16 protein-coding genes are annotated in these 14,462 nt (G+C 62.8%); 7 read left to right on the top strand and 9 right to left on the bottom strand.

Going from position 1 to position 14,462, the window contains the following annotated elements; all coding sequences use genetic code 11:
* The first annotated feature begins 4 nt into the window (after positions 1–4).
* On the top strand, positions 5–571 hold the full coding sequence (locus AB4Y36_RS15690) for a DJ-1/PfpI family protein (RefSeq protein ID WP_368683479.1): 567 nt from the start codon (positions 5–7) through the stop codon (positions 569–571).
* A gap of 25 nt (positions 572–596) precedes the next feature.
* Positions 597–896, top strand: a complete 300-nt coding sequence (locus AB4Y36_RS15685; protein WP_368683478.1) for an ArsR/SmtB family transcription factor — start codon at positions 597–599, stop codon at positions 894–896.
* A gap of 95 nt (positions 897–991) precedes the next feature.
* Here the strand turns inward: AB4Y36_RS15685 and AB4Y36_RS15680 are convergent, their stop codons facing one another.
* From AB4Y36_RS15680 to AB4Y36_RS15660, 5 genes are all read right to left on the bottom strand, one after another.
* Positions 992–2,287: an HlyD family efflux transporter periplasmic adaptor subunit gene (locus AB4Y36_RS15680; RefSeq protein WP_368683477.1), complete on the bottom strand. Its 1,296-nt coding sequence runs from the start codon at positions 2,285–2,287 to the stop codon at positions 992–994.
* 34 nt (positions 2,288–2,321) lie between these two features.
* On the bottom strand, positions 2,322–3,845 hold the full coding sequence (locus AB4Y36_RS15675) for an efflux transporter outer membrane subunit (protein ID WP_368683476.1): 1,524 nt from the start codon (positions 3,843–3,845) through the stop codon (positions 2,322–2,324).
* A 56-nt stretch (positions 3,846–3,901) separates the two neighbouring features.
* On the bottom strand, positions 3,902–4,339 hold the full coding sequence (locus tag AB4Y36_RS15670; protein ID WP_368683566.1) for a MarR family winged helix-turn-helix transcriptional regulator: 438 nt from the start codon (positions 4,337–4,339) through the stop codon (positions 3,902–3,904).
* Positions 4,340–4,444: 105 nt separating this feature from the next.
* Positions 4,445–6,007 (bottom strand): DHA2 family efflux MFS transporter permease subunit, encoded by a 1,563-nt coding sequence (locus AB4Y36_RS15665; protein WP_368683475.1) that lies wholly within the window; start codon positions 6,005–6,007, stop codon positions 4,445–4,447.
* An 87-nt stretch (positions 6,008–6,094) separates the two neighbouring features.
* A complete protein-coding gene (locus AB4Y36_RS15660; RefSeq protein WP_368602464.1) occupies positions 6,095–6,532 on the bottom strand; it encodes a MarR family winged helix-turn-helix transcriptional regulator in 438 nt (145 codons plus the stop codon).
* A gap of 258 nt (positions 6,533–6,790) precedes the next feature.
* Between AB4Y36_RS15660 and AB4Y36_RS15655 the strand changes: the two genes are divergently transcribed.
* The 3 genes from AB4Y36_RS15655 to AB4Y36_RS15645 all read left to right on the top strand — a co-directional run bounded on the left by AB4Y36_RS15655 (position 6,791) and on the right by AB4Y36_RS15645 (position 8,530).
* Positions 6,791–7,213: a VOC family protein gene (locus AB4Y36_RS15655; RefSeq protein ID WP_368683474.1), complete on the top strand. Its 423-nt coding sequence runs from the start codon at positions 6,791–6,793 to the stop codon at positions 7,211–7,213.
* A gap of 259 nt (positions 7,214–7,472) precedes the next feature.
* The gene (locus AB4Y36_RS15650; RefSeq protein WP_368683473.1) at positions 7,473–8,183 is read left to right on the top strand and encodes an SDR family NAD(P)-dependent oxidoreductase; all 711 of its coding nucleotides are present in this window, start codon (positions 7,473–7,475) and stop codon (positions 8,181–8,183) included.
* A gap of 113 nt (positions 8,184–8,296) precedes the next feature.
* The gene (locus AB4Y36_RS15645) at positions 8,297–8,530 is read left to right on the top strand and encodes a 4-oxalocrotonate tautomerase family protein (protein ID WP_018442101.1); all 234 of its coding nucleotides are present in this window, start codon (positions 8,297–8,299) and stop codon (positions 8,528–8,530) included.
* A gap of 210 nt (positions 8,531–8,740) precedes the next feature.
* On the opposite strand, the gene AB4Y36_RS15640 is transcribed toward AB4Y36_RS15645, so the two are convergent.
* Complete coding sequence (locus AB4Y36_RS15640) at positions 8,741–9,994, bottom strand: serine hydrolase domain-containing protein (protein WP_368683472.1); 1,254 nt, start codon at positions 9,992–9,994, stop codon at positions 8,741–8,743.
* 251 nt (positions 9,995–10,245) lie between these two features.
* Here AB4Y36_RS15640 and AB4Y36_RS15635 point away from each other — a divergent pair, with 251 nt between their 5' ends.
* Positions 10,246–11,283, top strand: a complete 1,038-nt coding sequence (locus AB4Y36_RS15635) for a diguanylate cyclase (RefSeq protein WP_368683471.1) — start codon at positions 10,246–10,248, stop codon at positions 11,281–11,283.
* A gap of 191 nt (positions 11,284–11,474) precedes the next feature.
* Positions 11,475–11,741: a DUF4148 domain-containing protein gene (locus AB4Y36_RS15630; RefSeq protein WP_069265932.1), complete on the top strand. Its 267-nt coding sequence runs from the start codon at positions 11,475–11,477 to the stop codon at positions 11,739–11,741.
* Positions 11,742–11,860: 119 nt separating this feature from the next.
* Here AB4Y36_RS15630 and AB4Y36_RS15625 read toward each other — a convergent pair whose 3' ends face one another.
* The 3 genes from AB4Y36_RS15625 to AB4Y36_RS15615 all read right to left on the bottom strand — a co-directional run bounded on the left by AB4Y36_RS15625 (position 11,861) and on the right by AB4Y36_RS15615 (position 14,395).
* Positions 11,861–12,004 carry a hypothetical protein gene (locus tag AB4Y36_RS15625; protein ID WP_368602458.1) on the bottom strand — a complete coding sequence of 48 codons (144 nt, stop codon included), beginning with the start codon at positions 12,002–12,004 and terminating at the stop codon, positions 11,861–11,863.
* Positions 12,005–12,229: 225 nt separating this feature from the next.
* The gene (locus AB4Y36_RS15620; RefSeq protein ID WP_342948950.1) at positions 12,230–13,375 is read right to left on the bottom strand and encodes a hypothetical protein; all 1,146 of its coding nucleotides are present in this window, start codon (positions 13,373–13,375) and stop codon (positions 12,230–12,232) included.
* Between the two features lie 627 nt (positions 13,376–14,002).
* Positions 14,003–14,395, bottom strand: coding sequence for a hypothetical protein (locus tag AB4Y36_RS15615; protein WP_069265930.1), 393 nt, complete (start codon positions 14,393–14,395; stop codon positions 14,003–14,005).
* Positions 14,396–14,462 lie beyond the last annotated feature (67 nt).

Below are 14,462 nucleotides of genomic sequence, written 5' to 3'. Positions count from 1 at the left end.
CGCGATGATGCTTTACGCAGGTTTTCAACTGCTCGAAGCGAGCGGCCCGATGGATGTGTTTCATGCAGCGAATCGCCTGTTCGGCAGCGCATTGTATGAACCACACCTCGTCGGGACCTCGCCTGGGCCAGTACTGTCTTCCAACGGCACGGCGGTGGGCACCACGGAATGCCTGTTCGAAACGCGCGCGCCGTTCGACGTCGTCGTGGTGCCCGGATCTCCCGTGGTGAGTTCGTCGAGTGAGCATCGCGAGCTCGTGACGTGGCTCGGCGACGCCGGCCCCGCCACGCGCAGGCTGGCCTGCATTTCCAATGGCGCGTTCCTGCTGGCGCGCGCCGGCGTTGCCGACCGTCGCTGGCTGACCACGCATTGGCGCGACGCTCGCCGCCTCGCGGCGGAACATCCACGCGTGCACGTCATGTCCAATCCCGGCTGCCTGAAAGATGGCAACCTCTATTCGTCGGGCGGCGCAAGCGCCGGCATTCATCTGGCGCTGTCGATCGTGCGGGAAGACCTTGGGGAAAGCGCGGCGGGAACCGTCGCCAGAACGTTGTTGATGCAGCCGCATTGAAGCACGCGAGAGCACAAGGAACGCCATGATAGACGCGAACCGGATTCACAAGGCCCTCGCCAATCCACTGCGGCGCGACATCCTCGCGTGGCTGAAGGTCCCCGCCGACGCCTTTCCAGAGGGCCACGTCGATCTGCGCCACGGCGTGCCCGCACACGCCATCCAGGCGCGCAGCGGGCTCTCGCAGTCCACCGTATCCGCGCATCTTGCCGTACTGGTCGAAGCGGGTCTGCTCGTTTCGACGCGAATCGGACAATGGATGTTTCTTTCACGTAACGAAGAAGTGATACGGACCTTTGCCGAGCAGATTCGCCTGCATTTATAGGCCAGGATCAAGACGTTCATGGACTACCTGCGCGAGGCGGTGCCCAAAGCGCTTGCAGCGGATGCGCAAGCGCCTGGCCGGGCAGCCAGCCTTCCTTAGCCCGCGTTGCCCTTATGATCGCGCGCAGCCACACGTTGCGACGAGGGTTGTGACGCAGTCGCCGGTGCAGCCAATTCGTTTTGCTTGATGATCTTTTCGATCTCGCCGTCGGCTTGCGCATCGTACTGTGCGAATACATCGGTGCGATAGCGCGTATTTTGCGCCGCGCCGAGCTGCGAGCCCGACTCGTCGCGCGTATCGGCATCCACCGTCATCGAAAGGCCGATGCGCAACGGACGCGCCGCGAGTTCGCGTGGATCGAGCGCGATACGCACCGGCAGACGCTGCACGATCTTGATCCAGTTGCCGGTGGCGTTCTGCGCCGGCAGCGTCGCGAAGGCGCTGCCCGTACCCGCCGAAAAGCCTTCGATACGACCGTGATACTTCACGCTCGAGCCATAGACATCCGCAATGAGCGTCACCGGCTGGCCAATACGCATGTGCTTGAGCTGCACTTCCTTGAAGTTCGCGTCCACCCACACGCCGTCGAGCGGCACGATTGCCATGAGCGGCGTGCCGGGCGACACGCGCTCGCCCACCTGCACCTGGCGCTGCGCCACATAACCCGTCACGGGCGCGGGCAAGGTATCGCGCGCATACGCGAGCCAGGCCGCACGCACTTTCGAGGCGGCCGCCTGCACATCCGGATGCTGTTCGACCGACGTACGATCGGTCAGCGCGTGATTCGCAGCCCCTTGCTGGCGTGCGGCGTCGAGCGCGGCCTGGGCGGCCTGCACAGCGTCGCGCGCGTGGGCGATGTCTTCTGCGGACACAGCGCCCGAGTCCGCGACGGCCGTGCGACGGCGCAGATCGTCGTTGGCGCGGGCCAGGTCCGATTCGCGTTGCGCCACATTCGCTGCATAAAAGTCGTTGTTGACATAGAGGCCGCTTACGCGTCGCACGGTTTGGCCGAGCGACGCTTCGGCATCGGCCAGCGCGATTCTTGCGTCGGCCGGATCGAGCGTCACGACCGGGTCGCCCTGCTTCACGATCTGCGTGTCGTCGGTGTCGACGGCCACCACCGTACCCGTGACCTGCGGCGTGAGCTGCACGAGATTGCCGCTCACATAGGCATCGTCGGTCGATTCGTAAAAGCGGCCTTCCGTGAAGTAGTACGCGCCATACGCCGCGCCCGCAATCAACGTCACGGCGCCGAGCAGCACGATCAGACGCTTGCGGCGGCCCGGGGGCGTGGCCTGCTGGTCGTCCTTGGCCGGGGTCGCTTGCGCGCCGCCTTTGCTCTCGTCGCGTTGATCCACCGGCTCGCGGTCGGTCGTGATCGTTTCGCTCATTTCAGTTCTCCTGACGGGTATGCAAACATGCCGTTCAACGCGCGGCGGCAATGATGGAATTGGTTTGAGGGTTCGGTTGGGCGGCAAGGTCGGCGTGGTGACCGGTATCGGCCGAAGTGTCGACATAGCCGCCGCCCAGATCCGAAGCCAGCGCAATCTGCTGGTCGCGGCGATCCATCTTCAGGTTGGCGATGGCTTCGTCGGCGTTCAGTGCCGTGACGTCGGCATTGAGCACCGTGAGCTGATTGGTCAGGCCGCCCTTGTATTGCGTGATCGCGAGCTGGTCGGCGTCGCGTGCCGCCTGCTGCGCGGTTTCGGCATCGACGAGCTGTGCGTCGCTCGAATGGATCTGCGCGAGCTGCGTGGCCACGCCGCTGAGCGCGCCAATGAGCGTCTGGTCGTAAGCGGCCACGGCGTAGTCGAAATCGGCGTAGCGGCCCTTCAACTGCGCACGCAGTTCGCCGCCGTCGAAGATCGGCAGATGGACCGCGGGGCCGACCGACGCCGTGCGGCTCGCGGCGGTCAGGAAGCGGCCGAAGCCGAAGGCGTCGAGACCGAGCGCGGCGCTCAGGTTGATGTCCGGATAGAACTCGGCCTTCGCCTCCTTGACCTCGTGCGTGATCGCGTCCACGCGCCAGCGCGCCGCGACGATATCCGGGCGCCGGCTCACGAGGTCGGCGGGCAGGTTGTCCGGCAAACGCACCTCGTCGCCCACGCCGAGCGTCGGCCGCGTGATCGCGAGTCCGCGGTCGGGGCCCTTGCCCAGCAGCGCGGCCAGCTGGTAGCGCGTCGTGAGAATGCTGCCGTCGAGCGCGCTCACCCGCGAGCGGCTCGTCGCCAGGTTCGCCTGCGCGGTCTTGCGTTCCACCTGCGTGTCGAGACCCGTGGCAATGCGGCCCGCCGTGATGCGGTCGATCTGCTCGCGGCGCGTGACTTCTTCCTGCGCGATGTCGCGCAGCGCGTAGAGCCGCGCCAGCTGGTTGTAGGTGCGTGCGATCGAGGTATCCAGCGTCAGCTTGACCACTTCCTCGTCGGCCTCGCTCGCGGCCGTCTCCGAAACGGCTGCACGCAGTGCCTCGCGGTTCTTGCCCCACAGATCGAGATCGTACGATGCAGTGAGCAGCCCCTTGTTCTCGGTCTGCCACGAGCCGGCATACGGCGGCGGAATCAGCGCCGTGCTGCTGTACTGCTGACGCGTGAGCGTGTAGCTGGCGTCCACGCGCGGCAGCGTGCCCGCTTTCGCGGTTTCGCTATAGGCCTGCGCCTGGGCCACCCGTGCCTTGGCCTGCTCGACGCTCGGGCTACCCTGCAGCGCTTCGGCAATCAGCGCCTTGAGCTGCGCGTCGCCGAACTGGTCGACCCAATCGGCGGACGGCCAGTGCCCCTGCTCCTGCGGCAGGCTCTGCGCCGTCTCGAACTGTTGCGGCTGGGCCATCTGCTTGTCGCTGTGGATGCCCGCGTAGTTGGCGCAAGCCGCCAGCGTGGCCATTGCGATCGCCGATACGCCCAGCTTCAGCGTATGGGTACCGATGCTTGCTTTAGAAGTCTGAGATTTCATTTTCTGACATATCAGATTAATGGTCGAAAAAAAGCGCGGCGCCACGGCCGCACCGTTCAGTCGTCTGTAAACTTGCGAAGCAGGCGGTTCAGTTCGGCGAACTCCGCCTTGGTGAATTTGCGCAGGCGTGCGTTCAACACTTGCGGCGCGACTTCCGGAATCTGCGCTGCCGTTTCCAGTCCCTTTGGCGTGAGGTTCAGATTGACCACACGACGGTCGTCTGCGTCGCGCGAACGCCCCAGCAATCCCTTGCTTTCCAGCTTGTCCAGCATCCGCGTCATGAGGCCCGTATCGATGCCGAGCAGTTTCGACAGTTCGAACGGCGTGGTCGCCACACCCTGCTTCAGCGAAAGCAGAATGCCCATTTGCTGGCCCGTGATTTCGAGGTCCTTGAGCGCGGAATCCATCTCAGCGACGATCAGATTGCGCGCCTTGACGATCCTGAAACCGACACTTTCCGTTAGCATGAAATTTCTCGTCGTGTAGTGGTCCATCGCGACATCCTCCGTGTTGAACGGCACAATATCTGCATTATCAGATACTGTCAAGAAAAACACGCGAGACTTGTCGGCCCTCCGGACCGGGTTCAACTGCACAATTCAGTGTCCGCCAGCGGCTGCCGCGCCCGCGCCACCGCCCTTGACCGGCCTCGTCACCCAGATCAGCGGGATGATGACGACGAAGATCACCGCCGATATCCAGAAGATGTCGTTCAACCCCAGCATGGTGGCTTGCGCGTTGAGCGAGCTTTCATAGAAGGCCGTGGCCTTGGGAACGCCGCCGCCCAGCGTCGCCTGCAAGTGCGCAATGGCGCCGGTGAACGCGGGATTCTCGACGCTCGTCTGCTCGGCGAGCCGGGCGTGGTGGAGGATAGTGCGGTCGTTCCAGGCGTTGCTCATCAGCGACGTACCCACGGCGCCGGCGAAAATGCGCGCGAAGTTGGACAGACCCGCGGCCGCCGGAATCTCGTCGGGCCGCAGACCCGAGAGGATGATGCCGGTGAGCGGCGTGAAGAACAGCGCCGTGGGAATGCCTTGCAGCAGCGTCGGCAGAATCAGCGTCCACGCATCCACGCCGGTCGTGTAGTCCGAGCGCATGAAGAACACGGCGGCGAAGCCCACGAACGCCAGGGTGGCTAGCACCCGCAAATCGGAGCGCGGCATGACCTTGCCCATCACGGGGGCCAGGATCACCGCGAAAATCCCCAGCGGCGCGGTAACGAGCCCCGCATCCACCGCGCGGTAGCCGAGAAAGCCCTGAATCCACTGCGGCAGGATCACGAGGTTTGCAAAGAAAATCGCATACGCGACCGAAATCGCAATCGTGCCGCCGAGGAAGTCGCGTTTGGCGAACAGCCGCAGGTTGACGATCGGTTTTTCCTCTGTCAATTCCCAGATCAGGAAGAACACGAAGCTGACCGCGGCGACGATCGTGAGCACCCAGATGACCGGCGAGCTGAACCAGTCGAGGTCCTTGCCCTTGTCGAGCATGATCTGCAGCGGCGCGACCCACGCGATAAGCGAGATCAGCCCGACCTTGTCGATGGGCAGTTTGCGTGCCGGCGTCTCGCGGTCGCGATAGATTGCCCATACCACGCCCGCGGCAAAGAGGCCGACCGGTACGTTGATGTAGAAGATCCACGACCAGCTGTAGCTGTCGGTGATCCAGCCGCCGAGCGCCGGGCCCGCGATCGGTCCGACGGTTGCGGTCATCGCCCACAGCGCCAGCGCGTTCGAACTCTTTTCCTTTGGAAACGAAGCGAGCAGCAAGGCTTGCGACAACGGCACCAGCGGGCCCGCCACCGCGCCCTGAACGATACGGGCGACCAGCAGTGTCAGCAGGTTCGGGGCCATGCCGCACGCTGCCGACGAAAGCACGAACAGCAGGATCGCCCAGACGAACAGCTTGACCTGGCCCACGCGCTGCGTCAGCCACCCGGTCAACGGAATGGACACCGCATTGGCGGCGGCAAACAGCGTGATGACCCATGTCCCTTCGTCGATCGACACACCGAGGTTACCGGAGAGCGTGGGAATCGCAACGTTTGCGATCGACGAATCCAGCACGTTCATGAAGGTGGCGAGCGCCACGGCGAAGGTGCCCAGTGCGAACTTCGCGCCAGTCAGCTGGGGCGGCCCGCCTGGGTTGGTCGAAGAATTCATGTTAGGTTCTCTCGTCTGGATGCGAATGTCCCGTCAACCACGGGCCGTTATCTGACATGTCTGATAATTGAACAAAAAAAAGCCGCCCTAGCCATGGAGCAGTCTGGAAAGCAGCGTGCTCAACGCGTCGAAGTCGGACTTCGAGAAGTGCGAGAGCCGCTCGCTCCAGGCGCCAGGCGCGACGTCTGTATTTCGCGCCGCGACCAGGCTGCCCTCCCGCGTCAACGAAACGTCCACGAGGCGCCGGTCCGTGCCGTTGCGCGCGCGCTCCACGAGCCCGCTGGTTTCGAGCTTGTCCAGCACGCGGGTCATCCGGGCGGGGTGGACGCCAAGCAGCTTTGCCAGCGCCGCCGGCGTCTTCGCGCTCCCACCGGCCAGCGTCAGCAGAATGCCGCGCTCCTGCAGGTTCAGCCCGGCGTCCTTCAGCCCTGCCCTGAGTTCGGTGGCCATCAAGTGGTGCGCCTGACCGAGCACAAACGCCAGCTTCTGCGTGCGCTCGAAATCTTCATTGACGGGATCGTTCATCGATTGCCCTCCTGGATATCTGATCCGGACTATATCTGACATTGCAGATGTGTGCAAGAAAGTTTCCGAAGCCGCATGAGACGGGCCGGCGCCTCGCCCAACCGCCCTCTGCGCGACGCGATACACGGTGTAAAAAGTGATGTGACCGGCAAGCGATAATCGACGCCGAACTTCACAGCTATATTGTTTCGGCAGAGTTTTGATCCGTGAAGTGCGGAACGCGGGATCGGCGCACTCTTTATTCAGGAGAATCGAAACATGACTGACAAACCGCTTACGCTGGGCATCGATCACGTCGGACTGACTGTGCGCGACCTGAATCTCACGCGTGACTTCTTCGTGCATTGCCTGGGTTGGAAACAGGTTGGCGAAAGACCCAGTTATCCGGCGGCGTTCGTTTCGGACGGTCACGTCATGTTGACCCTCTGGCAAGTCACCGACCCAAGCCGCCTGGTCGAGTTCGACCGCAAGACCCATGTGGGCCTGCATCATCTTGCCTTGCGCGTAGGCAGCGAAGAAGCGCTCGACGATATCTTTTCGCGCGTGTCCGACTGGCCCGGCGTGAACATCGAATTTGCGCCGGAAAACCTCGGTCCGGGGCCGAAACGCCATACCATGGTGTACGAACCGGGCGGGATCAGGCTCGAATTCGACCACGATCCGCGCACGCACGCCTCCTGAGCTTCGCAGACAACCGCGTGTGAGGATTGGCGCGGCAAGGTCTTCCCCAATCAATCAGTTATCCAAATCGACGCAAGCGTCATTCGCATGACCTTTTCCGCCGCACGCCGTCGCCCCCTGCCCGCTCTCATTTGTTCCTGCGACTCACAACTGTTTGTCCGCGTCCTGTATTCAAACGGGGAGCGCGGATGCGTAAATTGGTCGTCATCGGAGCAGCAAGCCCGATCAGAAACTGAGTCCAACGTACTTCGAGGTTCATATGAGTCAATCCCCCAAAGTCATCGTGATCACTGGCGCATCGCAAGGCATCGGCGCCGAAGCGGCCAGGGCATTCCGCGCACTCGGCCACAAGGTGGTCGCGACGTCGCGCAACATCAAACAGACTGACGATAGCGATCTCGTCGCAGTGGCCGGCGATATCGCCGACCCGGCCACGGCGCGCCGCGTCATCGAAACGGCCGTCTCGCGCTTTGGCCGCGTCGATACGCTCGTCAACAATGCGGGCATTTTCGTGGCGAAGCCGTTCACGCAATACACTGCGGAAGACTACGCGGCGATCAAGGGCACCAACCTCGACGGTTTCTTCCATATCACGCAGCGCGCCATTGCAGAGATGGAAAAGCACGAGAGCGGCCACGTCGTGACGATCACGACGACGCTGGTCGATCACGCAATCGACGGCGTACCGTCGGTGCTGGCCTCACTGAGCAAGGGCGGTCTGGCCGCCGCCACGCGCTCGCTGGCGATCGAGTATGCCAAGCGCGGCATTCGCGCCAACGCGGTATCGCCCGGCATCATCAAGTCGCCGATGCACGCGCCCGAAACCCACGCCGCGCTCGGCGCGCTGCATCCGATGGGGCATATGGGCGAGATGAGCGACATCGTGAACGCCATCCTCTATCTCGACTCTGCCCCCTTCGTGACGGGCGAAATCCTCCACGTCGACGGCGGCCAGGTCGCCGGCCACTAGAGGCGCACTACGGGCGCACTGCGGGCGTACTGCGCTCCACGGTGCCCCACCGGGCGACGAGGGAGCGCCGCTGGCCGGCGCTCCCTGCAACGATCAACATCGAGGAAAGCGAAATGCCGATCGTCACAATTCAGGTTACACGCGAGGGCACGCGGCCCGGCACGGATTCCGTCACGGCGGAAGAAAAGGCGCAGCTCATCAAGGGCGTGAGCCAACTCCTGCTCGACGTGCTGAACAAACCGCTGGAGGCGACCTTCGTCGTCATCGAAGAAGTACCAACGGAAAACTGGGGATGGGGCGGGCTGCCTACCGACGTCTATCGACGACAGAAGGGACTCATCAAGTAAGCGCGCGCGGCCCGCTCGAGAGCGGGCCTTCGCGTGCCTATGCACCGCTTGCATCGCGGCAGATGCTACGCACTTTGAATCGCGAGAGAATCCGTTGATATCAGGAACCTATCTTCCAATTAACGGGAAGATATTGCGGAACGTAAAAGAGGCCGCCAGCAGTCCCGCCAGCAAGCCTCTTATGCAATTGCCAAACGCCAGGCGCGCCGCTCAGCGTTCGCACTCCGTAATCGCGCTGTAAACGAGCGTGCGCAACTGCCGGCGAATAGGGTACGCAGTCGAAGGCAGGAGCTGGGTGAGAAACAGCACGATCATGTCCTCGCGCGGATCGACCCAGAAGAAGGTGCTGGCCGCGCCGCCCCAGAAGAAGTCGCCCGCGCTGCCCGGAATCAGCGTGGATGCGGGCGCAATCGTCGTGGCGAAGCCGAGCCCGAAGCCAACGCCTTCATAAGCCGCTTCGGTGAACATCGAGCGCGAGAGGCGCGGCAGGTCGACACCGCCCGGCAGATGGTTGGCGGTCATCAGCTCGATGGTCTTCGGCCCCAGGAGCCGCACGCCGTCCAGCTCGCCGCCCTGCAGCAGCATGCGCGCGAACCGCATGTAATCCGCCGCCGTGGAAACGAGGCCGCCACCGCCCGAAACGAACGAGGGCGGCTCGCGATATGGGCTCGTGTGAGGATCGTCCTGCAGCTCCGGACCCTTTTCGGAAACGACCTTCGAGCCGAGCGCGCCGATGGCATAGCAGGCGCAGAAGCGCGACACCTTCTCCGGCGGCACATAAAAGGCCGTGTCGACCATGCCGAGCGGATCGAAGATCCGCGTTTTCAGAAAGTCCTCGAAGGCCATGCCGCTGATCTTGCCGACGAGATAGCCGAGCACGTCCGTGGAAACCGAATAATTCCACGCGTCGCCCGGAGAGAATTCCAGCGGCAGCGTGGCCAGCTTCCCGATCATTTCGTCGAGCGTGCCCGCGGTCGCAAGCTCGCCCACCTTCAGCTTGCGATAGGCCGCATCGACATTGGTGTTCTGCTGAAAGCCGTAGGTCAGCCCCGAGGTATGCCGCAACAGGTCGACCACGCGCATCGGGCGCGCGCTCGGGCGCGTCTGGAAGCTCTCCATGAAACCGCCCGCGTACACGCCAAGCTTTTCCCACGACGGGATGTACTTGCTGACGGGGTCGTCGAGCGCAATCTTGCACTCCTCGACCAGCATCATGATCGCCACCGACGTAACGGGTTTGGTCATCGAGTAGATGCGGAAGATGGAGTCCTCGGCCATCGGCGTGCGCCGTTCGCGGTCGGCGAGACCCAGCACCGAGTTCAGCGCGAGTTCGCCACGCCGCCATACCTGCGTGACGGTGCCCGCGAGCGTACCGGTCGCGACGTAGTTCTCTTCGAGAAAACGTTCGATCCGCGCGAGCCGCTCACACGACATGCCCTGCTTTTCCAGACCTTCCCTACCCATGACGCCTCCTTGAATGCATTGACCGAGCGTATTCGGAACCGATGGATTGCACGCGATGCGCGTCACAGTATCGGTCATTCGGCGCGAAGTCGCATTGCCACACGCGCCGCCATCCTGCGAGCTGAAATTTCGTTTTTTTAGCGCCTCGACTCGCAGTATGTGTGGGGTACACTACCGGGCGACAAAATACAGAATTACAGCGGGGGGCTGCGATGGGCGAGACGGAAACATATTCCTGGCCCGGGAAAGCGTTGTTTCGTGCATTTCCGAAGGACCCAGAGAAGGAGCAGGCCGTACTGCGCATCACGCTCGGTTCCGTCGTCCTTCTCGCCTACCTCGTTGCCTGCTCGATCTATCGCTCGACCCACGTCTACGCAACGCTTCTGGCGGTCACCGCTTATGTGGCGTTCGGCGTCATATCGTATGTGGCAGTCACCGTCGCGCCAGCGCGCTCGCTCGTACGCCTCACGCTCGCCACGTTCGCCGATCAGGCCATCGTCACCGGCGCGCTGGCCGTAGGTGGAACGGCCGCGCTGCCGCTCTTGTGGGTGGCCTTCTGGTTTCTGGTCGGCGCGGGCTGCCGCTATGGCCAGCGCATGCTGGGCCTTTCCTGCTTCGTGGCGCTCGTCGGCATCATGGGCCTGATGCATTGGCAACCGTGGTGGGGCGCCAATATCACGGCCGCGCTCGGCATTGCGCTCAGCATCGTTGCGACATCCATCTATCTGGCGGTACTCGTCCACCGGCTGGAACGCCAGGCCTCGACCGATCCGCTCACCGGGCTCTACAACCGCGTGCGTCTCGAGCAGGCCATTGGGCGCACGCTCTTTACGCGCACCGCCGAAGTCGATCGCACGGCCATGCTGCTCGTCGATCTCGACGGCTTCAAGGAAGTGAACGACTCCTTCGGGCACGCGGTAGGCGACGAACTGCTGCGCAGCTTCGCCGCGGCACTGGTGCGCCGCACGCGGCGCGGCGACACGCTCGCACGATTGGGCGGCGACGAGTTCGTGGTGCTGGCGCGTCACGTCTACGACAAGAACGACGCGCTCACCGTCGCCAACAGCATCCACGCGATTCTCGCCAACATGCGCACCGTAGGCGGCTATCCGGTGACCGTGTCGTGCAGCATCGGTGTGTGCCTGCTCACGGAAGGCAGCGGCAGCCGCTCGCTCGATGCGCGAACCTTGATGCGCGCCGTGGACAGCGCCATGTACCGGGCCAAGTCGCGCGGCATGGGCAAGACCGAGTTCGTCGATACGGTCGGTGTCGCGCCGGGCATAGTCTGACCCCATTCGCTCCCGCCGCGTTCGGGGAATTGCTGGCTCGTGCCACCGTCGTGCCCGGATTGTTCTCCTGGCGGAAACAGTGAATTCGGCTATTAGGTATTTACCCTAGTGCCCGGCCCTCCTACACTGACTTCACCGCTGCTTACAACCCTGTAGGCAGTTCAAGAAGAAAGTAAATCTGGAGGTTAGTCATGAAATCGCTCGTCCAAGCCGTCGTTATCGCTGCCGCCCTCGCCGCTCCCGTTGCCGTGTTCGCCCAGTCGAACCAGCCCGTGACGCGCGCGCAAGTCCGTGCAGACATGGTCCAGGTCGAAAAGGCCGGCTTCAATCCGGCACGTTCGAACCCCAATGAATATCCGGCGAACGTTCAAGCCGCCGAAGCTCGCGTCGCTGCGCAAAACAGCGCAGTGGGCGGCGTGAACAACGGTTCGTCGCAAGCCGGTCAGGCAGCGCAGTAAGTTGCCAGGCTGAATAGCCGCGCTTTTGTAGTCGTTGCCTTCTGGCCCGCCATCGCAGTGTGTTGCGATGGCGGGCCAGTCGCATTTATGGCGTCCGCAACGCCTCGCGTTGCGCGTTGTTAAGCCCGAATGCGCAACACGACCTCTCCGCCGCCCGACGGCAACTGCACCTGCACGCCCGACTCTGCCGCTTGCGCATTCAGCTCGCCGGCATCGCGCAGTTCGGGCCATTGCCGCAGGGTGAGCGGCAACGATTCGTTCACGCCGTCAGGCGCGCGACACGGCCGAAACGGACAGCTTCACTACATTGGCGAGTTCCCGAACACCCATGCGCCGGTTCAATGATGTTGGAACAGGTCCGGGAGCCCGCGCCGTGCGAAACGTCGTCACCGTAAGGGAGCGCTGGGCCGAAGTGGCGGAAGAAACGAAAAAGCCAGCGGACGATTTTCACGTCCGCCGGCTGTGTGCCAGGGCCTGAAACTTTGCGGCTACTGCGTCGAGAACACCGATATCCCGCCATTCGGGAATGCCGTCGACCCGGGCTGGTACGGCACGAAGACTTCACCAAGGCTGCTGTCGATGCCCACCGAGTGCGCGCCTGTCCCCACCGCCACGGTATAAATGAGCTTGCGCGTCGCGCCGTCGATCACACCCATGGTCGGCGTATAGCCCGAAGACGCCGCGGTCCCGCTCGTGACGTAGTGGCGCGCAGGCAGGAAGTAGCGATTCGACGCGGGATCATAAGCCACCTGGTCCACGCCGCCGAACGGCACCGACGCGAGTTGCGTACCCGCATTGCGATCGAGGATCAGCGTAATGAGCGGATCGCCCGCAGAAGGATCGCAACCAATCAGCACGTCGCTGTTGGGACCGAGCGCAATGCCGGAGGGGCCGCATTTGCCGAGCGCAAACGCCTTGCTCACCGCAGGCGCGCCCGACGTGACCGAACTGGCGGTGATCACGTCGAGTTCGCCGTCGGGGTTGGCGGCGGTTCCGTCGTTGTTGATGAGAAAGTTCTTCGAGACCGGATCGTACACGCAGGCTTCCAGGCCTGAAGAGCCGTTGAATACCAGTTTGTTGACGACAGCTTGCGTCGTGGTCGAAATGAAGGTCACGTAGGGCGGCGTGTCGCCGGGGCTCGCAAACATGACGAGATGGTCGTCGGGATCGTAGCAGCCTTCATCGACGCGCGAGCCCGACGTGCTGATGGGGATCGTCTTGACCGTTTGCATCGCGGACGTGTCGACGATCTTCACGCTATCGACGTCCCCTACGTACAGCGTATTCGTTCCCGTCACGCCCACGATGCCGTCAGGCCCGGACGCATCGGTGCTCGCGCCCGCACCGGTGAAGTTGCCCGGAATCTGCGCGAGCAGCGCTTTCGTTTTGGTATCGACGACATCGACGGACTTGTTGTTGCGATCGGCCAGATAGTACCGGCCCGCTTCGACATAGCCGATATCGAAGCTGAACGCCGGGCTCGTCGTATTGGGCACGACAATGTTCGAGAGCAGTTTGGGCGCAGACGGTGTGGCCGCGGCCGACGCCGGGTTGGAACTCGATGAGTCCGAGCCTCCGCAACCGGCAACGGCCACCGTCGCCGCGAGTAGAAAGGCCAATAAGGGTTTATTCATCAGTCGGCTCCTTTGAGCAACAGAACAAGTGGATCAACACGCGAATGCCTATCGGAATCTGCGGGAGCGCCTCGATGAATCCTCATCGCGCCGCGGCTCACGTCATCCATTTTCTTGAAGCGGCGCAATGGCGGGCTTCGATATGGACGTAAGGATGCGCAACGAGCGGTAATAATGCACAGCAAAAGAAATTGATCGTTTCTATTTAAAAGCGCCTATGAATGTATGGCTGTAGAAACTTATCGAGGACTAGAAGCATCGCGCTCAGTAAGTTTCGGTTCACATCTTTTTTTCTGGAATGAAACTCAGAATTGATCAGATCGGCAAAAGAATCCGGACGTGCTGTGCCGCGCCATTTCCTGCACTGCAATGCCGCGAGGGCCTTGAAGCGCGAGCTTTAGCTTGTCGTGGGAGGTTTTGATGCGGGGGCACATCGATATGCGGCGTTTGGCGCGGCGTCGATTGAGCCGCGCGCAAACGGGACACGCATGTAAGGTTCGGTTGTGAAGTCGAAAGCGACATTGGCGGTCATTCGAAGATCAAGCCGCCAGAAATGAATTAGAGGCCAGGGAAAAGCCTGACCTCCGTTTGATTCACCACGAATATAAGCGCGCGGGAATCAGAAGTTCAAAGCGGCACATCCTCGATCAAACGCGCTTTCAACGCACGGATACGCTGATCGACGAAATAGCCGCCACCTTCCGTATAACGAAGGTAAAGCCGTCCGCACAGCGTGCATTTCCACACGCCGCAACGGTTATACGGAAAGTACCGGGGCGCGATCGGCGCATTCTCCGACCAGTAGCCCGTCTCTCCAGGCAGATGTTCGGCGAAGGTCGGTTCGGCTTCGTCCGCGCTAACGAGCGTGCCGATCTGTTCCAGTTGCCGCTCGTCGAGCGAGAGCGGCTGCGATTGCCAGCCATCCAGCGGCGTCTTCGTGCAGGTACACGGCGGCGGGTCGGTTTGCTCCGCGCGTTCGGCGAGTTCGCGCAGCGCGGCAGCGTCAAGATATCGGGTCATGGAACAAGAGGGGTCTGCGGTTGAGCGAGGGAGCACAAGCTCCAGCGCGCATCTTAACGCCTGGAGC

Origin of the sequence: Paraburkholderia sp. BR10936 (assembly GCF_040965735.1) — a bacterium.
Lineage (GTDB): Bacteria > Pseudomonadota > Gammaproteobacteria > Burkholderiales > Burkholderiaceae > Paraburkholderia > Paraburkholderia nodosa_A.
This window is presented reverse-complemented; position numbering and strand designations above follow the sequence as displayed.